Here is a 22476-nt window from a genome sequence, read left to right on the forward strand (position 1 = left end):
TATTGAATGTAAGATTGCATGATTGTGTCGTAAAAAGTAGCATATTATGCAAATCAAAAATATGATTGGAGTAGTCAAGATGAGCGAACAACAGAAGAAACCGCAATTATACTAAAAGAACTTGAAAATGAAAATGCAGTTAATTGTAATAACAATTATATAGGTGAGATACACAATGACGATAAAATTGCTGAAGTAAAAGCAACTAACAAAGCTGGATTATTCCACAATGGAGTTCATTGTCCTCGCTGCAGAAGTTTAGATGTGCAGTTCATGCAAAACAACCGGAAAGGTTTTTCAATGGGAAAAGCAGTCGGAGGTGCGCTACTAACTGGTGGCATAGGTACTTTGGCTGGTTTTGCAGGTAAAAAAGGCAAAAAGAACCAGTGGAGATGTAACGATTGCGGCTACACTTTTAGTAGTAAAAAATAAAATCGTTTATGCTTGTTTTGAGTATGGATATTAAAAGAAAGATTTCGACATTGGATAAGAGTAAATAAAAAAATAAGCCTACCTCATGATTGAGATAAGCTTTCAGCCAATAACAGCTATTTTATTATGACTTTATTCATATCAAGCTTATTTCCATGCCCTTCAATACGTGCTTGAATTTCGGGGCCGCTTAACATAGTATCTCCTATTTTATCAAATGTCTCTTTCTCATTTGCTGCTTGTTTTTCAATTTCCTCTACTTTGGTCGAAGAATCAACGATATCCTCTACAACACTCCTAGTTTGCTTATCTAAGTTCATCGGGGCATTTTCTAATGGAAAATTACTAGGCGTTTCCCCTCCAGGTAGAATAGCTAATTCTCCATCTAGAACAAAAGTTAGAAAAACGTAGGTTTTTCCCTCCTCGGGGATAATATCATCCTCTATTAGTGTTAAGAATTTCCCTTTTTCTTGCCCATCGCCGTTTCCGAAATAGTCTCTTGAGGCTTGAATTGTTTCACCTGTTGGAAGGTCCCCCCTTAAGTTATCTATCACATGCAATTTAAAATTAGTTTTTGGTGTATTGCTAATTAATTTTCCGTTCTCGTCATATACTGGATTGGGATATGTTGTTTCCATTTCTTCTACAGTCGCGACAAAAATATTATCCGCTTCCAGTGTTTTTTCTTCAAGTGTGGACGCTCCCATATAAGAACTTTCTAAAATAAAGATGGAGAGTGGTGTTTTCCATGTGTCTACATCATTTTGGTTTTTTAATCCTAGTGATGCTAAAACATCCTTTGTTTGTGAAATCGATGTGCTTACACTTTCTTTTTTATCACTTTTTTTATCTTCATTTTTACACGCAATAAGTGAAACAAGAGTTACACTTAACAGTAAAATTAATCTAAATTTTTTTATTTTCATTCTTTTCTCCTTTTACCATCTTCTTTTAGATGCAAGTAACCCAGCTCTGTCGTCCGCTGTAGGAAGATTATTTACAATACCTGGACCAAAACTAGCATACATTACATTCTTAGAACCTGGAGCATGCCATAATCCTAAAGCATGACCAAATTCATGCGTTGCAATCATGAAACTAAATTCTTCTTTATAGGGATGGTTATTCCTAACCATATAGTAATCATTAAATTCAATCGTTCCGTTTCCTGATGATGTGACTCCACCCACTTTATTTGCACCTTTATTGACATCATATAACCGCACATTAGCTGCCCTATCCATCCGTTGGATTGTTCCTGGTGATTGTTTGTTCCAGTGAATATCTGCATGTGCTACTTGTAAACTATGTTTAGTTCCTGGCTGATTGTATCTCAGAATCTTATTAGATCCACCTAACCAATGATTCCACAGTACGTAAGCATCTGCTTTGACTGGTACCAGAAAAACTCCTAATAAAATAACAATCCCCAACAATATCTTTCCCGTCTTCATTTGAAACCCCCTTTTATATAAAAAGCAATTATATCAGTCTTTCTGTTAAAATTCAATGTTTTTTTAACTTATATTTTTGTTTTTTAGACACGAAAACTGTAATTCTTTTTATTTAGCGTACTTTTTCAATATGTACATACCCTCCGAGGAGGGTATTTTACTACTTCGAAACTAACTTAATCTCAACAGCCTCAATGCCTTTACCTTGTCCAATGATACCAGCTTGTCGACCATCACTCACCCACTCGCTCCATCCTATACTTGATTGGTGGACACGATAGACTAAATTGTACTGATCTTTTAATACGCCATTTAGAGTCATTTTTAGAGCTTCTATCCGAATTCCTTTTCCAGTTGATCCGCCTTCTCCTCTTTTGGCTTTATCCCATCCAGACCCAGCTTTGTGAGCCTCGATGTTTACCCAATCTTTTGAGCCATTGATTAATACGTTAATTGCTTCTATCGTGTTTCCTTTTCTGATCGATCCGGCCAGTTGCCCGGACTCTACAAACGGTCCCCATCCATATCTTGTTAAATGGACCATATAGGATAATCCGTTTGTTGGTTTAACATGACCACTTTGTTCTGGTCGCACTGTGTTGTACTGGTTATGCTTACGTTTAACTATTTTGGATGCCGGTTTTTCTGGCGTTTGATAAACAGGCTGATTCAACTTAGCTTTAAAAGCTACCCAACGACTCCAATTGCCGTCTAGATTAAATTGAGCAGGACAGTTTTTCCGTGATGCGTCATAATACCGTACTACTCGATCACTAGATAAACCATACTTGGCCATTAAGTACTGTACAAGCTCCAGTGTATTTTGTTCTGTCTTAGATACCTATACTCATTTATTAAAGAATAAAGAAGAAGAAACGGCTGATATCTTTGAGAATATTCTTAATAGCCTTTAATTTTTTTTACTAATTCTGTGGTAAATTATTTTTATTAATGTTTCAATCATTTTTTAAAATAACTACAAACTGTACATAAACCCCTTTAAAAAAGGGATAAGAACAATTAAAAAAACCACCACGACCGTCGTCTATGGTGGAAATGAAGGTTGTTATTTACTCTTGGTAGGAGTAAGTATGAAAAACCAATTCGGGATAATTGGCATGAAGACATATTAGCATCTGAATTTAAAATAAAAATGAACACCTATTTTGTATTTCATAAAAAAACCATGAGGAATTACTCATAGAAGAGGTTTTTATATTTTTCTTTTGTTTCTATCCTAATGAACCATATTAGTTCCAACATTTTTCTGCCTGTGCTACACTTTTATTAGTACCAAAGAAATGTTACCGATGTATTCTTTAACTATACAAATCACTCCTTATGAAATTTCGTAAATTGTCAATGAAGCAAATACTATTTGCATACTAATTTCTTTAGGTTCAAATGATTTGTCAAGCTTTTAAATTTAGGAGGAATGTATTATGTTAGATCAAGAAAAAAACAACTTATCTGTTCTATTCTCTGACGAAGTTCAAGGTCCCTTTGTAACATTTATCTTAAATACTCATGTCGCTCACCAAGATGTTGAAAAAGATTCTTTGGCTCTCAAAAATTTCGCGAAAGCTGCAAAAGTCCGCTTCGAGAAGAAGTATGTCGAACACTCTTTTGCCCCTTTTCAAGAAAAAATCGATGCCTTACTTGCTGATTCATCCTTTTGGCGTAATGCTACAAAAAGTGTATCCATCATTATTAGTGAAAATGATATCTTTATCCATCGACTCCATGTTCCTGTCGATAATCAATATTATGTTGATGACCGACCTTATCTTTTAGGAATCATTAAAAATAATCAATTCAATTATCGTTACTATTTAATGGCTTTAAATCGTGATTCCATGGCACTTTATTTAGTTGAAAACAATCAAGTAAAATCGGTCGATCTACCTGCAGATGCACCAACCGATTTAGTTGGTACTTTAGGTGATGAGCTGACTGGCGGCAGTATGAATTACTCCATTCAAGGCGGAGCTGGATACAATGGTTCTTCTAAAGAAGGTGTTGCCTATCATGGTGTGAACACAAAAGATGAAGAAGTCAAAATTGATTGGACTAACTACTATCAAGCAATCGATAATTACTTGAAAGACACCTTTGTAAATTCTGATAACTTACCAATTCGTCTGTATGCCTTACCTGAAAACCAAACACTCTTTAAAAAAATCGCAAAAAATCCTTATCTGGTAAGCGATGCCTGTGTTTCTTCTTCTCCTGCCCAGGTTTCTTTTAAAGATATTGAAAAAGGTGCACAAAAAATCAATCAAGAATTAGAAACAATAGAGACAAAAGCGTACAATCAGTTATTAGACAAAAAATTTGTCGATCAATTGGACGATATCGTTCCTGCATCAGATGAAGGAAAAATATCTCATTTCTTCATTTCTACTGCTAATTTCGTTAATGAAACAACTGAAATGTCGACAGAAGAATTTGATCGTCGAAAGGTTTTGAATAAGGTAACAGATACTGTTCTTAGAACAGGTGGCAAAGTCTTTGTCTTAGATCAAACAGCGTCACCTGATGAAAAAACATTATTGGCTGTTTTACGCTATTAACATTTTTTCTACTAAATGGACAAGAGCCACTCAACAGAATCGTTGAGTGGCTCTTTAATTAAGTTGATTAAATATTTTGTTAGCTATAAAACCATGTAAAAACTATCTATTAGTAAGGATAACCTTATTCTCATCTAAACAATCTGAACCCTTCCTACTTTCAAATCTATGCAGCTCCAAGGCTGCGCCTTCGGAATAGATTTCTACGATATAACTCTATCATTACTTTCATATTTAACGCTCAATACTTCTATACTATAACAGAAATAAGTTTTTTTTGACAATTAATCTTTATTTCTTAACAAATTTTTATTTAATTGATAGATATTACTGGTCAAACGCCTTTAAATATGCTATATTAAGAGTGTAGTTTTTGTTCGGTAATATATGTGTAGCTGTTTCAAATAAACATCTTCCACATTTTCACCTTTCAAGTAATTGCAAAATATGTTTATATCATTAGGAGGATTTTTATTATGGAAACAGGTACAGTAAAATGGTTTAACTCAGACAAAGGTTTTGGATTTATCACTGCAGAAAACGGTAACGATGTATTCGTACATTTCTCAGCTATCCAAGGCGACGGATTCAAAACTTTAGAAGAAGGTCAAGCAGTGACTTTCGACGTTGAAGATGGCCAACGTGGTCCTCAAGCTACTAACGTTAACAAAGCATAATTAACTTAACTTTAGTAAATTCAAAACCTGACGAATATTCGTCAGGTTTTTTTATGTATTAAAAACGGGTGGAACAGAAGCGTTTATTGCCCAAAGGCTTGCTTCTGCTCTCACCGTTTATTCGGATTCCTTAAAGCCACGATATAGCTCGTAGAGTTAGGTCCTAACCTCATCTTATTCCTTGGTCTAAATACTTTTGCCATTATGTTTCACTGTGTTTAATCAGCCTTACTAACTCTTCTCCAAAACCAGAACAACTTAACAAAGTTGCCCCTTCCATTTGTTCTGCAAAATCTTTTGTGACAGTTTTATTCACTAAAGCTTCTTCAATACTTTTCGTGATCAATTGACTCGCTTCATCCCAACCTAAATAATCAAACATCAATACACCAGATAAAAGTAATGAGGATGGATTTAATTGATTTAAACCAGCAAATTCTGGAGCGGTTCCATGTGTTGCTTCAAAGATACCATGCCCTGTTTCCAAATTTAGATTTGCTCCTGGTGCAATTCCGATTCCACCAACTTGCGCCGCCAATGCATCTGAAATATAGTCTCCATTTAAATTCAGTGTTGCTATAACATCATAATTTTCAGGATGTAACAAGATTTCTTGTAAAAAAATATCAGCAATACGATCTTTTATAATTAATTTTCCTGTTTTTTCTGCTTCTTCAAGCTTTTTATCCGCTGCTGACTTTCCTTCTTTATTTTTGATTTCTAAATAGTTTTCCCAAGTAAAAATCTTATCACCAAATTCTTTTTCAGCTAACGCATACCCCCATTTTTTAAAACCACCCTCAGTAAATTTCATGATATTCCCTTTATGAACCAACGTTACAGATCGTCGATCATTTTTTAAGGCATGTTCAATGGCTCCACGAACCAAGCGCTCCGTTCCTTCCTTAGAAACTGGCTTGATCCCAATAGCTGACGATTCTGGAAAACGAATCTTATTGACACCAAACGCTGTTTTTAAATAAGCAATCAGTTTTTCTGCTTCTTGACTTTCAGCTGCAAATTCAATTCCAGCGTAAATATCTTCGGTGTTCTCTCTGAAAATCATCATGTCGGTCTTTTCTGGCTGTTTTAACGGTGACGGAACTCCTTCAAAATATCGAACTGGCCGATAACAGATATATAAATCTAATTCTTGTCTTAACGCCACATTCAATGAACGAAACCCACCGCCAATTGGTGTAGTCAGTGGTCCTTTGATAGCTACAAGATGATTTTTGATTGTTTCCAATGTTTCATCTGGTAACCAACTTCCTGTTTTATTGAAAGCTTTTTCTCCTGCCAGCACTTCTTGCCAAATAACTTTCCGTGTCCCTTTGTACGCCTCATCAATTGCTGTGTCAAATACATCCTTAGCGGCTTGCCAAATTTCTGGTCCGATTCCGTCTCCTTCAATAAAAGGAATGATTGGATAGTCTGGAACAATTAATTTTCCATTTTTAAAACCAACTTTTTGCCCATTTATCATGCTTCCATTCCTCCTGATTGCATTCTGTTATTCAACTCACTATACTTTAACTGTTTAGGTCCAATATAATGAGACCGTGGCCGAATCAAACAATCTTCTTTTTTCTGTTCATTAATATGACCTAACCAGCCAGAAACACGACTCATTGCAAAAATCAACGTGAACAAATCACTATCGATATCCATGCAATGATATACCGTAGCCGAGTAAAAATCGACATTTGGAATCAAGCCTTTCGTCTCTTTTAAATAACGCTCAACCTGGCAAGATAGAAAATACCACTGTTCTTTTTGCGTAATGGTCGTTAGTTCTTTTGCTAGTTTTTTCAGATGCTTTTTCCTTGGGTCTTCTGTCTTATATACGCGATGGCCAAAGCCCATGACTTTTTCTTTACGATCCAATTTCTGATTTAAATAGTCTTCTACATTGAGATTTTCTGAATCAATTTCTTTTAACATGTCAAAAACTTTTTCATTCGCTCCCCCATGTAGTGGCCCTTTCAAAGAACCGACTGCACCTGTAATACATGAATAAACATCAGATAATGTGGATGCGCACACCCTTGCAGTGAAAGTACTGGCATTTAAATCATGATCTGCATGTAAAACTAAAGCTTGATTCATCGCCTCTACACGTATATCTTCAGCAAGTTCTCCCGTCAACATATACAGAAAATTTGCTGCAATCGATAAATCATTTCTTGGAGGAATTGGGTCCAAGCCTTTTCTTAATCTTGCATACGCCGCAATAATCGTCGGCATTTTAGCTTGTAGTGCAATACTTTGCAGATAGGTTGAACGTTCATCTGTCGCTTCTGCATTTGGATCAAACACTCCTAAAAGTGAAATCGTTGACCGCAACACACTCATAGGATGAAGGTTCTGGCGTGTTTGGATTTTTAAACACGTAATGATCGTATCGGATATTGCCATTTGTGAAGATAGCTCTTGTCTAAATTTTTTCAACTCTTGATTTGTAGGTATTCTTAAATACCACAATAAAAAAATCACTTCTTCAAACTGAACTCTTTCAGCTACTAGATCATCGATATTAAATCCTGCGAATAATAGTTGATTCTCTACAATCGAACTGATTTTTGTTTCAGAAACAACAACACCTTCTAAGCCTTTGTGAATCTTCATCCAAGTCCCTCTCTTCCATATATGAATAACAACCTTCAAAGCCATTTATTCGCATACATTTTAAATTACTCTTAAAGCTTTTTACGAATCACCATCGGTAAAATTCCCCCATGCTGATAATACGTAATATCAACAGCTGAATCAAATCGAAGAATCGTTTCAAATTGAATTATTTCTCCATTTGATTTATTTGCAGTAACAGCTACAGTGTCTAAAATACCTTTTGTTTCATCAATATCAATGTCAAATAACTCAGTTCCTGTTAAACCTAAGCTATCAGCATCTTCACCTGGTTTGAACTGTAGTGGTAAAACACCCATCATCACTAGATTTGAACGATGAATTCGTTCGTAACTTTTGGCAATTACAGCTTCCACTCCAAGTAATTGTACTCCTTTAGCCGCCCAGTCTCTTGATGAGCCCATACCATAATCGTCTCCTGCTAAAATCACTAGTTTCGTCCCTTGTTTCTGATAGTTCATTGCGGCATCATAGATGGCCATTTTTTCTTGTGTTGGTGCAAAAATCGTATAGCCGCCTTCGACATCCGGTACTAATTGATTACGAATACGAATATTGGCTAAAGTTCCTCTCATCATCACTTCATGGTGACCACGTCTGGCCCCATAAGAGTTAAATTCACGGACCCCAACCCCTCTATCAATCAAATACTGGCCTGCAGGACTATTTTTTTGAATACTTCCAGCTGGTGAAATATGGTCAGTCGTAACTGAATCACCAAATTTAGCTAAGACAGCTAGTTGTTTTAATGGCTTTCTTGATTCTCTTTCTTTTGTCATTCCTGTAAAATATGGCGGATTCGCAATGTAAGTTGATTCTTCCCAAGAGTATAATGGTTCAGCGTTTGTTTCAATACTATTCCATTCTTCGTTATCACTAAACACTCGAGCATATTCTTCTTGGTACAGTTCTGGTGTAACACATTCATCGATCAATGCCTGAATTTCATCTCTAGACGGCCATAAATCATTAAAATAAATTGGTATATCGTTTTCACCAATGCCAATTGATTCGTTAAATACATCGATATCGACCGTCCCAGCCAGTGCGTATAAAACAACAAGTGGCGGTGAAGCAAGATAATTTGCTTTAACTAAGGGATGGATACGCCCTTCAAAATTACGATTTCCACTCAACACACCTGCAGTCAGTAAATCATTTTCTTTAATCACTTCTTCGACTTCAGGTTTTAATGCCCCAGAGTTACCAATACAAGTTGTACAGCCATATCCAACGAGATGAAAACCTAATTGTTCTAAATAAGGCAATAAACCTGCTTTTTTCAGATAAGCTGTCACCACTTTTGAGCCTGGTGCTAATGAGGTTTTGACGTAATTCGGTACGTTTAAACCAAGTAATGCAGCTTTTTTAGCTACTAATCCCGCACTTAACATGACAAATGGATTTGATGTATTCGTACATGAAGTGATTGCTGCAATCGCTACAGCTCCAGGTTTTAATTGATGTTGCACACCTTCTAAATTTAATGTAACGCTTTCTGTTTGTTGTTTCTCAGAAAGTCCAAACCCTTGTAAGCCAGCTGGCGCTTTCATAGCGTTCTCGAAAGCTGTTTTCATTTCCGATAAAGGGACTAAATCTTGTGGTCGTTTTGGTCCTGCAAGGTTGGCTTGTATTTGACTTAGATCGATTTCTACGACTGTTGTATAATGAGGTTCATGATCGTTTATCGGATCGTAGAATAATTGATTTTCTTTCAAATAATGTTCCGTGATGACGACTGCTTCTTCTTCCCTTCCTGTTAGTCGCAGATACCGAATCGTTTCGTTATCTACAGGAAAAAATCCGCAGGTCGCGCCATATTCAGGTGCCATATTTGCCACCGTTGCTCGATCAGCTAAACTTAATTTAACTAAACCTGGACCAAAGAATTCAACAAATTTACCGACAACTTTGTGTTCTCTTAACACTTGAGTTACTTTTAATGCTAAATCCGTTGCTGTTGCCCCTTGGGATAATTCATTGATAAAGCGAACACCAACAACCTCCGGAATTGGAAAATAAGATGGCTCACCAAGCATACTAGCTTCAGCTTCGATTCCGCCAACACCCCAACCCAAAACACCTAATGCATTGACCATTGTTGTATGAGAATCGGTCCCAACTAACGTGTCAGGATAAAGTAAAATAGTACCATCCTTTTGTTTCTTTTGTGTCACAACTGAAGCTAAATATTCAATGTTGACTTGATGAACAATTCCCGTTGCCGGGGGTACCACTCGATAATTATCAAACACTTTTTGCGCCCAACTTAAGAAGCGATAGCGTTCTTGGTTTCGTTGAAATTCCATTTTCATATTTAGCTGCAAGGCTTGTTTTACTCCGGCAACATCCACTTGGACAGAATGATCGACGACTAAGTCGACAGGGACTTCCGGATTGATAGTCGTTGGATCACCGCCAAAATCAGCAATTGTTTTTCGTAAAGAAGCGAGGTCAACAACAGCTGGAACACCAGTAAAATCTTGGAGAATCACGCGAGCTGGTTTGAATGGGACCTCACCCTTGTTGGCATGTTCTGAAGACCACTTAGCCAGATGCTTGATATGCTCTTGTGTAATCCCAGTTCCATTTTCTTGCCGCAGCAACGATTCCAATAAAACACGAATACTAAAGGGCAATGTTGCAACAAATTGATTTGACTCCGTTTCTAGTGAAGCTAATGAATAATATTGATACTTCTGATTCTTCATTTCAAAAAAAGTTTCCGACGATTGTTTATACGTAATCAAAAACACCCCTCCTAAATTTAAAAGCTGAGCTGGCTCATTTAGACTAGACTGAAAAATAGGAGTGTAGTATTTACTACTGCAACTTTACTTCTATTTATCTCCAGTCATTCACTCCATATGACCAAATATCCCAAACTCTACCTTCATACCTATGTACAACGTTATAAATAACTTGATTTTAGCTATTATAACGGCATTATAAACAAATGTAAACCTTTAGAACAATGAGAAAAGTTACATTAATTAACCTATCGATGTCACATTTGTGTCATATATTCAAATCTCTAAATATAATGACTAAATCCGTCATAAACCGATTTTTTACTAACCAAAATTAGCTCATACTCATTCATTACACATATTATTCTAATTTTAATGACATAATAAAAAAACTAAAATGCAGCCTACTACAACTAACATTTACAGAGTCATATTTTGTCTATTTCGAACTAGTTTTATCGCTTTCATGTTAGACGATTTTTTTTTATAAACAAGTAAAAAAAGGAGGCTAGAAGATAACTCTACGAGTTATATCCTAACCTCTCTTTTAGTTAAATATCTAATGTAACGTTTACTTCTTGCAACGGAATATCGTAAAATCGGTCTTCTCTTCTACCTAAGAAGTCTTTTCCTTGTTGCGGGAACATTGCATACATTAATACATCTTCCGTTGATTTTGCATATTCTCCAATTTCTTTTTTATATTGTGGAAGTTCTGGTGTTAATAAATCTGCAGGTCTAACTGTGATCACGTCATCTTCACCAATAATCAATTTTGTCATTTCTTCTGAAATTGAAACAGGTGGTTTTCCATACAGTCCTTTAACATAATCCTTGATTTCTTTTGGAATCATTTTGTATCGCTCACCACTGATAACGTTCATTACAGCTTGCGTTCCTACCATTTGTGATAAAGGGGTCACAAGCGGTGGATAGCCTAAATCAGCACGAACTTTTGGTACTTCACGTAAAACGTCTTCGTATTTATCCGCTAACCCTTGTTCTGTCAATTGACTCAACAAATTTGACAACATCCCACCAGGTACTTTATAAATCAAGGTTTTTGGTTCGGTGTCTTTTACTTTAGGATTCAATAAGCCATCTTCTCTAAACTTATCACGTATAGGATTAAAATAGTCCACTGCTTCTGCTACTTTCTTCATATTTAAATGAGTATCGTACCCTAAATTCTCTAAGGCTAACGCCATTGATTCTGTGGCTGGTTGACTTGTTCCACCAGAAAAAGAAGAAATCGCTGTATCGATAATATCAACACCTGCTTCAACAGCTTTTAAATACGTCATTTCAGAAATTCCGCTAGTTGCATGCGTATGAACCTCTAGAGGTACTTGGATTTTATTTTTGATCTCTGTAACTAAGCGATACGCATCATCTGGTGTCAAAATTCCTGCCATATCTTTAATGCAAATTGAATCAGCACCCATTTTTTCTAATTCCGTAGTTAAACCGACAAAATAATCAATCGTATGAAACTCACTAGTCGTGTATGAAATTGCTGGTTGACAATGACCGCCAAACTTCTTCGTTGCTTCAATCGATGTTTGCAAATTCCTTGTATCGTTTAGCGCATCGAAAACACGAATAATATCGATCCCATTTTCGATAGATTTTTGAACAAATGCTCCTACGACATCGTCCGCATAATTTTTATACCCAAGTAGATTTTGTCCTCTTAAAAGCATTTGTAATTTCGTATTTTTAACTGCTTTTCGAATCGTTCTTAGACGTTCCCATGGATCTTCATTCAAAAAACGAATACAGGCATCAAATGTTGCACCGCCCCACATCTCCAAAGCGTGATAGCCTGCTTCGTCCAATGTTTGAATGATCGGCAACATATCGCTTGTCGGCATTCGTGTAGCGATTTGACTCTGTTGACCATCACGCAGAACAGTTTCTGTAAAAAGGATTTTTTTTTTCATTTCATCCTTCCTTTCTTAATAAATTACTGATTGTTTTTTGCATTTCTTCTACACTATGGTCTCTTTGTCTACCACAGATTTTTGCTTCTTTCTCGCAGATAAAACAGATTCTTGGTTTGTAATTTAATTCGGTACGACTAATTGAAGATAGACTGTGATCTTTTAAATAAAGTACATCTAAGTCCATTAAACGACCGTACTGGTGTGTTTCTTCAACTTTAATCAGTTTTCTTTTCAGTTCTTTAGGTGTTTCATCAAGGACTAGATAATATTCAGAACCTGTTTTCAATTCTCGGTGTTTACAAGCAATTAGTTGTTCAGGAGGAAAAAGAGCATTGATTTCTTTGATGACAGTCAAAAAGGCTTGTCTTAACTGCTTATTTGTTTTTATAGGTCCTGGAATATTCATCGTAGCGCTTAATAAGGCACCTGTTGGATACTTTTGTAAAAGTTCTTGCTGGATCGTTACTCGTCTTTCTCTGGTATCTAGCATTTCTACTAAAGTAATCATTTCACCCGTTAGATAGGCTTTAGACATTTCTGACCACATCAATAATTGAACCATCACGGTATTCGATCAATGCAACTACTTTATCTCCGTACTCAATCGCATCTGGTCTATCAACGATACTGTAGGCCTTTTTTTGTAGTTCTTTCATTGTTAATTGCGGAACATCTAGTTCTTTAAAATACTCGATTAGATCTTGGCGTTCCGGATTGATAGCTATGCCGATTTCTGTCACCACGACATCAATACTGCTTCCTGGCGTTACAATGGTATTGACTTCTTCAACAATCGTTGGAATTCGACCTCTGATCAACGGTGCGATCACTAAACTCATCTTGCACGCGGCACTCGTATCTGAATGTCCACCAGATGCCCCACGAATGACACCATCTGATCCTGTAATAACATTCACATTGAAATTTGTGTCAATTTCGAGTGCAGAAAGTATCGCTGTATCTAATTGGTTGATCACAGAACCCTTACTAAATGGGGATGCGTACATATTTGCATCGATTTCATAGTGATTATTATTTTTATCTAAAGATACGGCCGATGGATGATCAAAATCTTGGACGTCTATGATTTTTTCCACTAGTCCTTCTTCTAATAATTCAACCATTGCATTCGTGATTCCTCCTAGAGCAAAGCTAGCTGTGATACCGTCTTTGAGCATTGCTTCTTTCAAAAATCTGGAAACAGCCAATGCCGCTCCACCTGTTCCTGTTTGGAATGAAAAACCATTTTTATAATACGGTGAGTGCGTGATTACCTTTGCTGCATATTCTGCAATCAATAACTCTTTCGGATTTTTAGTAAAACGGGTGGCACCTTTGGCTATCCCTTCAGGATCACCAATCGCATCGACTTCTACGACAAAGTCCACATCCGTTTGTGGAATGCTGATTGGCGTATTGGGATAAGGCATCAAGCTATCCGTAATAATCACGACTTGATCTGCATATTTTGCATCGATCATAGCATAGCCTAACGAGCCGCAGGTTGCTTTGCCTTTTGTTCCATTTACATTTCCATAAGCATCTGAGCTGGGTGCCCCGAGAAACGCTACATCAATATGGATATCACCCGTTGCAATCGCTCTTGCACGACCACCATGAGATCTTATCACAACAGGATTTTCCATGATTCCTTCAGAAATTGCAGCGCCGACTTTATCACGTAAACCGCTTGAGGTAATATTTGTCACAATACCATTTTTGATATGATCGATCAAAGGTTCGTGAACATTGGCAATTGAGCTTGGAGCAATCGATAAGTTTTTGATTCCCATCGCTTCGATTTCCTTTAAAACCATGTTCATCACAAAGTCACCTTCACGAAAATGATGATGAAAAGAAATCGTCATACCATCTTTTAAACCTGTTTTTTCAATCGCTTCTCTTAAACTTCCTAATAGTTTTGTGTCTCTTGGTCTAACAGGATTGATTGTGCGACTTGCTTCTTTGTATTCATGAATCGTTGCTAACTCACCTTTAAATAAACCAAATTGCTCAGCATAATTATCTGGAATTTCTTTGCCTACAATATTTTTCATTTTAGACTTCCTCCTCAGAAATTAATTTTGCTGCAATAGCTAGCGCAATCACTCGCTCCGCTCGTTCAACGATCGGCTTATCTACCATTTTCCCATTGACTGAGATCACACCAGAGCCTTTAGCTTCTGCTTCACGAATGCCCCAGATTACTTCTTTGGCATTTTGGATTTCTTTTTCTGTTGGCACATACACGCTATTGACCAAAGGAATTTGGCGTGGATTGATAACGGATTTACCATCGAATCCTAGTTGCTTTATCAATTCAACTTCTGCTAAAAAGCCTGCTGTATTATCGACATCTGAATACACGGTATCAATAGCCGCAATTCCTGCAGCTCTAGCTGAATGTAGGATAAAACTGCGCGCAAAAAACAGTTCTTGTCCATCAGGATAGCGATGCGTTTTCATGTTGGTCACATAATCTTCTGCACCAAGGGCGATTCCGATCAAACGATCACTAGCTTTCGCAATTTCTCGAGCATTCAAGACACCTTCAGCTGATTCGATTGCTGCCATCATTTTCGTTGTCCCAACTCTAATTCCATATTTCGTTTCCATTTCGGACATCACAGCGGCTACATCAATAATATCTTGAGCCGTTTCTGTTTTTGGTAAACGAATCACATCAACACCTGCTAAAACCATCGCTTCAATATCTTGATGTCCAACAGTATCTAATCCGTTGATTCGAACAACGGTTTCAACAGTAGAGTAGTCAAACGTCCGTAAGGCCTTATAAACAAGTAAACGAGCACTATCTTTTTCTTTTAAAGAAACAGCATCCTCTAAATCAAACATCAATGAATCCGCGCCATATAAAGTCGCATCTCTAAGCATTGAAGCATTGGCCCCTGGTACAAACATCATGGTTCTTCTTAGTCGTTCCATGATTGAATCACCTGCCAATCAATCGTTTCTTTACCAGCTGCACGATAAACGGCTGCAACAGTTCGAGCTTCGATCGTGCAATCCAATGCCCCTTTATCCACTGCCTGTACCTTAACATTTGTTACCGCTAATTTTTCTAATGTTTCTTGAATTTTTGCTCGGATCTGACGACCAAATTGTTTTTCAACACTACTGTCTAACTCGATTTGAATCTCATTTACCTCATTTTGAGTAAGTGTGATTAAAATATCACTTGATTCAGTTGTACCTGCGGATGCGTTTTGCTTCATTTCCAAAATGTACACCTCTTATTCTTTAGTTTGATTCATAATTTCTTTGAAGGTATTCATTGGGACAAGCTTTTTGACTTCTTCATAGGCTTGTTCTTCCATCAATGCTCGTACTCTTGAAGCACTGATGATTTCTCCATCCTTCATTTTTCTAGGTAAAATGATCAGACGCAAGGAAGAAGAAAATACATTCTTCATTGCTTCATTATAAATATTGGTCACAGGTGACAATGGTTCTTCTCCAACAAATCTTGTTGTAATCTCTAAAATAGGCGCAATTTTTTCTTTAAACAGAGTGGCGTCCAGTTTAGCTTGAACTTTCGCAACACTAGCTTTTGCTTGGTCTTTTAAAAAATAAGAAGGAAATGTCGCACTTGAAACCATGTATTGTCTAGTCGGCAAAACGACAACATTTTTTAAATGCTTGACTCCTTCTTGAACTAAACGAAAACGTGTAGCTGTATCAAAGAGTGAACCTTCTTGTGACAAAACGAAAACATAAACCGTTTCAGTTTGTTTGGCAGCTTCTGTAATCAAATATAAATGTCCATTTGTAAACGGATTTGCATTCATCACGATGCCAGTATTTTTTTTAGTTGGCCGTTTAAATTTACTTATTTCTTTTAGATAATCTGTAAAATTTGGTCCTCCTTGTTCCATAAAAACCAATTCTTCTGTTGCGATGATTTCTACAAATCCTAAAGAGTGGAATAATTGGCTGACTGTAGGTTTCGTGTATAAAAAATAATGTGTAAAACCTGAATCAATCAACTTTTCCCTTAGATTTCCAACAATTTTGGTCAATAAATTTTCATTTTGATAATTTGGATCGATTGCGACACATTTTAAAATACTTTGATAAATCGAACCCGTTGCAATCAATGTTTCTCCTTCATAAATCCCAACTGTATAATCTACTTGAGTATCTGGTACCAATTCAGAATCTTGCAACAACTGAGCCCACTGATCATAAGCTTGACGATCTCGATCCAACCACAATCTTTTTATTATCATTGCCTGTCACTTCCTATTTTATTTTGCAGGGAAAAGTTTAAGTAGTAATTTAGAAATCAAAAAGAGTAAAAACAATACTAAAAATACGCCACCCATTCCAAAAATCATCAATTCTCCAGCAATTTTCAACGCTTCCATATCCATATTGATTACGGCTCCTTTCCTTTTTGTTCAATCAATTTTCCATCTTACTTATTAAGAGAAGAACGCTAATAACAAGCCACCGGCAATAACTGAAGCGATTTGCCCAGAAACATTGGCGCCGACTGCGTACATCAAGACAAAATTTTGTGGATCTTCGTCTGTCGCCATTTTTTGAATCACACGGCTAGACATTGGAAAAGCAGAAATACCGGCTGCACCGATCATCGGATTGATTTTTTCTTTCCTAAATAGATTCAACAATTTTGCAAATAACACGCCACCCACTGAATCCATGATGAATGCCACTAAACCAAAGGCAATGATCATCAACGTTTGGACATTTAAGAATAAATCTGCTTGCATTTTAATTGAGATCGTTAAGCCTAGTAAAATCGAAACGATATTCACTAATTCATTTTGCGCAGTATTTGATAGACGATCTAAAACACCACATTCTCTTAGTAGATTACCAAACATCAAGAAACCAACTAATGGTAAAGAAATCGGTGCAATAAATCCTGCTACGATTGTGATCGCGATTGGGAAAATAATTTTTGTCATTTTTGAAACACTGTCTGCTTTATAGGTCATGCGAATTCTTCGTTCTTTTTTCGTTGTAACAGCTTTGATCGCAATTGGTTGAATGATCGGCACAAGCGCCATGTAAGAGTATGCTGCCACAGTGATCGGGCCAAGTAAATTAGGCGCTAATTGATTCGACACAAAAATCGATGTCGGGCCATCTGCAGCGCCAATGATTCCAATGGATGCAGCTTCTTCAATATTGAAGCCAAACATCACGGCTACAATGACGGTGAAGAAAATCCCAAATTGAGCAGCCGCACCAAATAAAAGCATGAATGGATTTTGTAATAACGGACCAAAATCAATCATTGCGCCAATTCCAATAAAAATCAGCAATGGAAATAACTCTGTCGCAATCCCCGCTTTAAATAATACATCTAAAACCCCTTCTGCCTCAGAACCATTGACCATCTGAGTTAATACACCGGTCCCTGGAAAATTGACCAAAACTGTCCCTAATCCCATCGGTACTAATAACGTTGGTTCATATTCTTTTTTGATTCCCAAATACATTAACAGACAGCCAATCGCCATCATAAAAATTTGTCCAAATGTTATTGACGTGATTCCTTGAATTAATGTTTCCACGATTTCACTTCCTCCAAAAAATTTCTAGTTTAATCTATTGTAATCAATGCATCTCCAGCGTTGACAACTTGTCCTAATGTGACATGAAGGCCCGTTACTTTGCCGTCAGCTGTCGCAACAACTTCATTTTCCATTTTCATTGCTTCTAAAATCAATAATGGCTGATTTTCTTTTACTTCATCTCCAACATTTACTAAAATTTTTAAGATCGTTCCTGGCATTGGTGATGTCATCGCATCATTACCAGCAGGTACAATAGATTTGGGAGCCGCTGGTTGTTCTACTGACGTAGGCGTTAGTGCAGCGTCCGCTACAGTTTTTTCTGGTGCAACTGTAGGCGCGATCGGTGCTTGTGGCACACCGCCAATTTCTTCCATTTCAACTAAATACTCTTTTCCATCAATTGAGATTTTGAACTTACGTAACATTTTTTTTCCTCCTAAAATTTAACGTGTAATGCGCTCGTTTGACTAAATAAGGTAAGAACTAAATAAGCTTCTTTTCCTTGATCGACTGAATAACAAACTGACTCTCTGGCCGATTAGCAGATGCAATGCTTGTGGTAATTACAGAGATTAACTGTACTTCAGGATTCCTTTTTGAAATACGTCTAACAACGAACTTACTTTCCGGTTGATCACCAGCAGCAATGGCTGTTGCAATCAATGATATCGTTTGATATTCCGACTTTTCTGCCGGAACATATCCAACCATTTCTTGCCATTCATGTTCTCCTGCAACAGAAGAAGACTTTGGTTTATCCATTTTGACTTTCATTTTTTCTTTATTAAACAGCCGTTCAAATAGACCCATGAACTCACATCCTTTCTGTTTATGAATTCATTATAGATAAAAACGATTGCAATAAAATGAAATCATCAAGCTTAAATTGTTCTTTCACTGTTCCTCTTTCTCCCACTTCTTTTAAAACACTTAAAAACGTTGCTATATCAACATTTACAAGCATTTAACAATTTATTAACATCTCTTTAATATCTCTTTAAGAAAACGCTGTCATCTTTGTTTTTTTAGTGTTCTTTTTCCTCATTTTATCTATTTATCTAAACTTTCTTGGATTAAACTTAGCCTTGTTAAACGAAATAAGAAAGGGTTTTCTTTTTAGCTTATTGTTATTTTTCTATTGCTCTAATCCCTTAAAAGAGACGCCTGATTGTTTTGGAAAACGAATTTAATGTTGAAGGAGAGAAGAAAATGTTATTAACTGTTTTATCTTATGTAATGATTATTGTCTTTATGTTTGTCATTATGAAAAAGAAAATGTCACCATTTACAGCTTTGGTTTTGATTCCACTGATTTTTGCCTTGATTGCAATGTTTGCGGGGGTTTCTAAAAAAGGGTCTATTGGAGACTTTGTAATGGAAGGAATCAAAACAACTTCTACCACGGGTATTATGTTGTTGTTTGCCATTCTTTATTTTTCAATTATGTTGGATGCTGGGTTATTTGACCCCATCACGAAAAAAATGATTCATATTGCAAAGGGCGATCCAATGAAAGTCTTGATTGCTACAGCAGTCGTCGCAGCTGCCGTTTCTCTTAATGGAGATGGTACAACAACCACATTGATCTGTTGTTCTGCTTTTATTCCTATTTATAAAAAACTAGATATGAAATTGATGAACTTAGCTGTTATTGTTATTTTACAAAATACAATCATGAACCTCCTTCCTTGGGGTGGACCAACAGCCCGTGCGATGAGCGTATTAAATGTAGGAGCTGAAATTTTAGCTTATCTGATGCCCGGTATGATCATTGCTTTACTTTATGTAATTTTCATCGTTGCACCTTCTATGGGTAGAAAAGAACGTGCTCGTCTTGGGATCAAGCAACTGACAGATGAAGAAATTGATGCAATGACAACTGTTACAGATGAAGAAACATTAGCAATCCGTCGCCCTAAAATTTGGTTATTCAATGCTATTCTAACGATTATTTTGATTGCGTTATTAGTAACAGATTCATTCGTTGGCCTTGGTTTACCTCCATTATTTCTATTTTTAACTGGTACGGTGATTGCTTTAATGGTCAACTACCCTGTTTTAAAAGATCAATCTTCTCGTATCGGTGCGAATGGCGGTGATGCTGTGCAGGTGGTTATCTTGGTTTTTGCAGCTGGCGTCTTTATGGGCCTTTTCCAAGGGACTGGTATGGCTGAAGCGTTGGCTCAAAGCTTTACAAAAATCATTCCAAATCAATTAGCTGGTTTTTGGGGTCTAGTTATCGCGGTAATTTCTGCTCCAGGTACTTTCTTTATCTCAAATGATGGTTTTTACTTTGGTGTCTTGCCGGTACTAGCTGAAGCTGGACGTGCTTACGGATTCACTGATATGCAAATGGCTTTGGCTTCATTGATGGGACAAGCATTCCATTTGTTAAGTCCATTAGTTGCCTTTATTTATCTATTACTTCGTTTAACCGGTTTAGACATGGGACAATGGCAAAAAGAATCGGCGAAATGGGCACTCGGTATTTTCATTATCTTTGTTGTCACAATCGTTTTGACTGGTCATATGCCACTTTATATTCCACAATAATTAGTTAAATTGACTGAGATAAGATGAGACAAAATAGTTAGATCACTTTCTAAAGCAGAACGATTTTAGGGAACGCAAGTCATGCATTCGAAAATAAACTAAAATTATCGGAAGACACAATACACGTAATAGATTGAACTTACGCAATACCTACTTGTTTTTCGGAGCTAAATGTTTTCGTCTCACTCTTTTTCTTATCTTTTTTAGCAGTATACAATAAAAACATTCATTTATTTTTCCTATTATTAATAAGCAGAGGAGTAATCAGATGAGTACGATATCAGAAGCCGTAGGGAAAAATTTAGATTTAAGCCTAAATGAACCGCTTAAAGAACTTGTCTATAAAGCATTTAGAAAAACAATTATTCTTGGTGAAATTCCAGCAGGTCAACGAATCAATGAAAAAGAATTTTCCGAGAGAATGAATATCAGTCGTACACCGATCCGCTATGCCTTACAAAAGTTGCTTGAAGAAGGGTTGGTTGATCATGTTCGAGGAGTGGGAAATATTGTTCGTGGAATATCGCTGAGTGATGCCAATGAAATTTACGCCATTAGAAAATCTTTGGATGTTTTAGCAACGACCACTGCAATGAAAGAAATGTCTTCTGAAGATTTTGCTGAACTGAAAATGTTGCTGGCAGAAACTGAACGTTTAAATGACGAAAATGAAATTGATGCGGTGTTACAAAATTTTTCTGATTTTAATGAATTCATTTATGAAAAAAGTAAAATGCTGCGTTTAAAATCGATCGTTATGAAATTACGTGAATACCTCGTCTACTTTCGAGATATTTCGATTCGTTCTAAAGATCGTCGAGATAAGGCTTTAAATGAACATTGGCTAATTTATAAATGTATGATGAACCAGGAAGAAGAACAGCTAAAGCTATTGATCACAGAGCATTTGGATTATTCTCAAACATTTATTCTTAAGGAAATGGAAAAACATTTAAATGAAACAGCTAAATAAAAAAAACACCTCTCAATTGATTGGCGAATTTGCACTACAAGCTTTATTATATGAAGCAGCTCTTTACCCTAAACCAGGTCTAGTCGATCCTAAAAGCTGCGGCGCACATACAGATATGAATTATTTTACTTTTATTGATAGTAGTGTCGCCCTTGCTCCTTTTCTTACGGAATATGCACAGTTAGGTTTCACTCATGATGGAACACCATTAGACTTATTTGAAAAGGTACGGACACTTGGTAAGAAAGCAGAAACCGCGATGCTGAAACAAACGAATGGTGTCAATACCCATAAAGGAGCCAATTTTTCGTTCGCCTTACTTTTAAGCGCTACAGGGAAAGTAATGAATGCGCAAAAATTCGAACTCCCTTTATCCCAACAAAACACATCCGCTATTTTCAATTATATACGTCTTATGACAAAAGGATTACTTTCAAATGATTTTGCTGATTTAACTCAAAAACAACAATTGAGCTATGGAGAAAAACTTTATTTAGAATATGGTATCGTTGGGATTCGAGGTGAAGCAGAATTAGGTTATCCTACGCTTAAAAATAGTGCGCTCCCCTTTTTAAGGCAGCATTGTAAGAGTGAGCTACGAACACTATTTCTACTATTACTACTCCATTTAATGGCTACAACTGAAGATTCTAATTTGATTAATCGCGGTGGGATTTCGGCTTGGCAAACCGTCAAAGAACAGGCCTGTGAACTATCACAAGCTTTTTCCATAGATTGTTCAAAAAAAGAACTAGAAGATGCTTTATTTCTTTTTGATCAGCAATTGATCAAAAAAAATCTCAGCCCTGGTGGGTCAGCTGATTTAGTCGCTTTGAGTTTCTTTTCAGGAAAATTGGAAGGTTTATTTTAAGGTTTACATAAATAAAAAACAGGTGATG

At 36.6% G+C, this 22476-nt stretch carries 22 protein-coding genes; 6 read left to right on the forward strand and 16 right to left on the reverse strand.

Annotated elements, in window-relative coordinates:
• Window positions 1–300 precede the first annotated feature (300 nt).
• The gene (locus AC4BC4_RS10115; protein WP_490475610.1) at window positions 301–432 is read left to right on the forward strand and encodes a hypothetical protein; all 132 of its coding nucleotides are present in this window, start codon (window positions 301–303) and stop codon (window positions 430–432) included.
• Window positions 433–548: 116 nt separating this feature from the next.
• On the opposite strand, the gene AC4BC4_RS10120 is transcribed toward AC4BC4_RS10115, so the two are convergent.
• From AC4BC4_RS10120 to AC4BC4_RS10130, 3 genes are all read right to left on the reverse strand, one after another.
• Window positions 549–1358, reverse strand: a complete 810-nt coding sequence (locus tag AC4BC4_RS10120; protein WP_490475611.1) for a hypothetical protein — start codon at window positions 1356–1358, stop codon at window positions 549–551.
• 12 nt (window positions 1359–1370) lie between these two features.
• On the reverse strand, window positions 1371–1886 hold the full coding sequence (locus AC4BC4_RS10125) for a matrixin family metalloprotease (RefSeq protein WP_438756669.1): 516 nt from the start codon (window positions 1884–1886) through the stop codon (window positions 1371–1373).
• A gap of 160 nt (window positions 1887–2046) precedes the next feature.
• Window positions 2047–2682 carry a hypothetical protein gene (locus tag AC4BC4_RS10130; RefSeq protein WP_490475612.1) on the reverse strand — a complete coding sequence of 212 codons (636 nt, stop codon included), beginning with the start codon at window positions 2680–2682 and terminating at the stop codon, window positions 2047–2049.
• 646 nt (window positions 2683–3328) lie between these two features.
• Between AC4BC4_RS10130 and AC4BC4_RS10135 the strand changes: the two genes are divergently transcribed.
• Window positions 3329–4459 (forward strand): baeRF6 domain-containing protein, encoded by a 1131-nt coding sequence (locus AC4BC4_RS10135; RefSeq protein WP_490475613.1) that lies wholly within the window; start codon window positions 3329–3331, stop codon window positions 4457–4459.
• Between the two features lie 476 nt (window positions 4460–4935).
• Window positions 4936–5136 carry a cold-shock protein gene (locus tag AC4BC4_RS10140; RefSeq protein WP_069698145.1) on the forward strand — a complete coding sequence of 67 codons (201 nt, stop codon included), beginning with the start codon at window positions 4936–4938 and terminating at the stop codon, window positions 5134–5136.
• A gap of 202 nt (window positions 5137–5338) precedes the next feature.
• On the opposite strand, the gene icd is transcribed toward AC4BC4_RS10140, so the two are convergent.
• The 13 genes from icd to AC4BC4_RS10205 form a co-directional block, all read right to left on the reverse strand.
• Complete coding sequence (gene icd, locus AC4BC4_RS10145; protein WP_490475614.1) at window positions 5339–6622, reverse strand: NADP-dependent isocitrate dehydrogenase; 1284 nt, start codon at window positions 6620–6622, stop codon at window positions 5339–5341.
• Window positions 6619–7764: a citrate synthase gene (locus AC4BC4_RS10150; protein ID WP_438756673.1), complete on the reverse strand. Its 1146-nt coding sequence runs from the start codon at window positions 7762–7764 to the stop codon at window positions 6619–6621. Before AC4BC4_RS10150 ends, icd begins: the two co-directional genes overlap by 4 nt.
• 71 nt (window positions 7765–7835) lie before the next feature.
• The gene (gene acnA / locus AC4BC4_RS10155; protein WP_490477370.1) at window positions 7836–10532 is read right to left on the reverse strand and encodes an aconitate hydratase AcnA; all 2697 of its coding nucleotides are present in this window, start codon (window positions 10530–10532) and stop codon (window positions 7836–7838) included.
• A gap of 554 nt (window positions 10533–11086) precedes the next feature.
• Window positions 11087–12478, reverse strand: coding sequence for an oxaloacetate decarboxylase subunit alpha (locus AC4BC4_RS10160; RefSeq protein WP_490475615.1), 1392 nt, complete (start codon window positions 12476–12478; stop codon window positions 11087–11089).
• Between the two features lies 1 nt (window position 12479).
• A complete protein-coding gene (citX, locus tag AC4BC4_RS10165) occupies window positions 12480–13016 on the reverse strand; it encodes a citrate lyase holo-[acyl-carrier protein] synthase (protein WP_490475616.1) in 537 nt (178 codons plus the stop codon).
• A complete protein-coding gene (citF, locus tag AC4BC4_RS10170; protein WP_490475617.1) occupies window positions 13009–14538 on the reverse strand; it encodes a citrate lyase subunit alpha in 1530 nt (509 codons plus the stop codon). The genes citX and citF overlap by 8 nt, the downstream gene beginning before the upstream one ends.
• A gap of 1 nt (window position 14539) precedes the next feature.
• Window positions 14540–15427 (reverse strand): citrate (pro-3S)-lyase subunit beta, encoded by an 888-nt coding sequence (gene citE, locus AC4BC4_RS10175; protein WP_490475618.1) that lies wholly within the window; start codon window positions 15425–15427, stop codon window positions 14540–14542.
• The gene (gene citD / locus AC4BC4_RS10180) at window positions 15415–15723 is read right to left on the reverse strand and encodes a citrate lyase acyl carrier protein (RefSeq protein WP_438756678.1); all 309 of its coding nucleotides are present in this window, start codon (window positions 15721–15723) and stop codon (window positions 15415–15417) included. The genes citE and citD overlap by 13 nt, the downstream gene beginning before the upstream one ends.
• A 12-nt stretch (window positions 15724–15735) precedes the next feature.
• The gene (citC, locus tag AC4BC4_RS10185; protein WP_490475619.1) at window positions 15736–16731 is read right to left on the reverse strand and encodes a [citrate (pro-3S)-lyase] ligase; all 996 of its coding nucleotides are present in this window, start codon (window positions 16729–16731) and stop codon (window positions 15736–15738) included.
• Window positions 16732–16749: 18 nt separating this feature from the next.
• Window positions 16750–16875, reverse strand: a complete 126-nt coding sequence (locus tag AC4BC4_RS10190; protein WP_438756680.1) for an OadG-related small transporter subunit — start codon at window positions 16873–16875, stop codon at window positions 16750–16752.
• Window positions 16876–16926: 51 nt separating this feature from the next.
• The gene (locus AC4BC4_RS10195) at window positions 16927–18048 is read right to left on the reverse strand and encodes a sodium ion-translocating decarboxylase subunit beta (RefSeq protein ID WP_490475620.1); all 1122 of its coding nucleotides are present in this window, start codon (window positions 18046–18048) and stop codon (window positions 16927–16929) included.
• Between the two features lie 29 nt (window positions 18049–18077).
• Complete coding sequence (locus AC4BC4_RS10200) at window positions 18078–18476, reverse strand: acetyl-CoA carboxylase biotin carboxyl carrier protein subunit (protein ID WP_490475621.1); 399 nt, start codon at window positions 18474–18476, stop codon at window positions 18078–18080.
• A 58-nt stretch (window positions 18477–18534) separates the two neighbouring features.
• A complete protein-coding gene (locus AC4BC4_RS10205; protein WP_490475622.1) occupies window positions 18535–18861 on the reverse strand; it encodes a hypothetical protein in 327 nt (108 codons plus the stop codon).
• Between the two features lie 399 nt (window positions 18862–19260).
• Here AC4BC4_RS10205 and AC4BC4_RS10210 point away from each other — a divergent pair, with 399 nt between their 5' ends.
• The 3 genes from AC4BC4_RS10210 to citG all read left to right on the forward strand — a co-directional run bounded on the left by AC4BC4_RS10210 (window position 19261) and on the right by citG (window position 22448).
• The gene (locus AC4BC4_RS10210; protein WP_438756684.1) at window positions 19261–20604 is read left to right on the forward strand and encodes a CitMHS family transporter; all 1344 of its coding nucleotides are present in this window, start codon (window positions 19261–19263) and stop codon (window positions 20602–20604) included.
• 268 nt (window positions 20605–20872) lie between these two features.
• Window positions 20873–21577, forward strand: coding sequence for a GntR family transcriptional regulator (locus AC4BC4_RS10215; protein WP_490475623.1), 705 nt, complete (start codon window positions 20873–20875; stop codon window positions 21575–21577).
• Window positions 21561–22448 carry a triphosphoribosyl-dephospho-CoA synthase CitG gene (citG, locus tag AC4BC4_RS10220; RefSeq protein ID WP_490475624.1) on the forward strand — a complete coding sequence of 296 codons (888 nt, stop codon included), beginning with the start codon at window positions 21561–21563 and terminating at the stop codon, window positions 22446–22448. The genes AC4BC4_RS10215 and citG overlap by 17 nt, the downstream gene beginning before the upstream one ends.
• Window positions 22449–22476 lie beyond the last annotated feature (28 nt).

Source organism: Enterococcus sp. AMC1086, assembly GCF_058216575.1.

Excerpts from the sequence above, each read along its gene's own strand:
- AC4BC4_RS10215 (WP_490475623.1), top strand. The coding sequence starts at position 20,873 with ATGAGTACGATATCAGAAGCCGTAGGGAAAAATTTAGATTTAAGCCTA.
- AC4BC4_RS10160 (WP_490475615.1), bottom strand. The coding sequence starts at position 12,478 with ATGAAAAAAAAAATCCTTTTTACAGAAACTGTTCTGCGTGATGGTCAA.
- AC4BC4_RS10190 (WP_438756680.1), bottom strand. The coding sequence starts at position 16,875 with ATGGATATGGAAGCGTTGAAAATTGCTGGAGAATTGATGATTTTTGGA.
- citF (WP_490475617.1), bottom strand. The coding sequence starts at position 14,538 with ATGAAAAATATTGTAGGCAAAGAAATTCCAGATAATTATGCTGAGCAA.
- AC4BC4_RS10120 (WP_490475611.1), bottom strand. The coding sequence starts at position 1,358 with ATGAAAATAAAAAAATTTAGATTAATTTTACTGTTAAGTGTAACTCTT.
- AC4BC4_RS10200 (WP_490475621.1), bottom strand. The coding sequence starts at position 18,476 with ATGTTACGTAAGTTCAAAATCTCAATTGATGGAAAAGAGTATTTAGTT.
- AC4BC4_RS10210 (WP_438756684.1), top strand. The coding sequence starts at position 19,261 with ATGTTATTAACTGTTTTATCTTATGTAATGATTATTGTCTTTATGTTT.
- citC (WP_490475619.1), bottom strand. The coding sequence starts at position 16,731 with ATGATAATAAAAAGATTGTGGTTGGATCGAGATCGTCAAGCTTATGAT.
- AC4BC4_RS10125 (WP_438756669.1), bottom strand. The coding sequence starts at position 1,886 with ATGAAGACGGGAAAGATATTGTTGGGGATTGTTATTTTATTAGGAGTT.
- AC4BC4_RS10140 (WP_069698145.1), top strand. The coding sequence starts at position 4,936 with ATGGAAACAGGTACAGTAAAATGGTTTAACTCAGACAAAGGTTTTGGA.
- AC4BC4_RS10115 (WP_490475610.1), top strand. The coding sequence starts at position 301 with ATGGGAAAAGCAGTCGGAGGTGCGCTACTAACTGGTGGCATAGGTACT.
- AC4BC4_RS10135 (WP_490475613.1), top strand. The coding sequence starts at position 3,329 with ATGTTAGATCAAGAAAAAAACAACTTATCTGTTCTATTCTCTGACGAA.
- citE (WP_490475618.1), bottom strand. The coding sequence starts at position 15,427 with ATGGAACGACTAAGAAGAACCATGATGTTTGTACCAGGGGCCAATGCT.
- AC4BC4_RS10205 (WP_490475622.1), bottom strand. The coding sequence starts at position 18,861 with ATGGGTCTATTTGAACGGCTGTTTAATAAAGAAAAAATGAAAGTCAAA.
- citG (WP_490475624.1), top strand. The coding sequence starts at position 21,561 with ATGAAACAGCTAAATAAAAAAAACACCTCTCAATTGATTGGCGAATTT.
- icd (WP_490475614.1), bottom strand. The coding sequence starts at position 6,622 with ATGATAAATGGGCAAAAAGTTGGTTTTAAAAATGGAAAATTAATTGTT.
- citX (WP_490475616.1), bottom strand. The coding sequence starts at position 13,016 with ATGTCTAAAGCCTATCTAACGGGTGAAATGATTACTTTAGTAGAAATG.
- AC4BC4_RS10150 (WP_438756673.1), bottom strand. The coding sequence starts at position 7,764 with ATGAAGATTCACAAAGGCTTAGAAGGTGTTGTTGTTTCTGAAACAAAA.
- AC4BC4_RS10130 (WP_490475612.1), bottom strand. The coding sequence starts at position 2,682 with ATGGCCAAGTATGGTTTATCTAGTGATCGAGTAGTACGGTATTATGAC.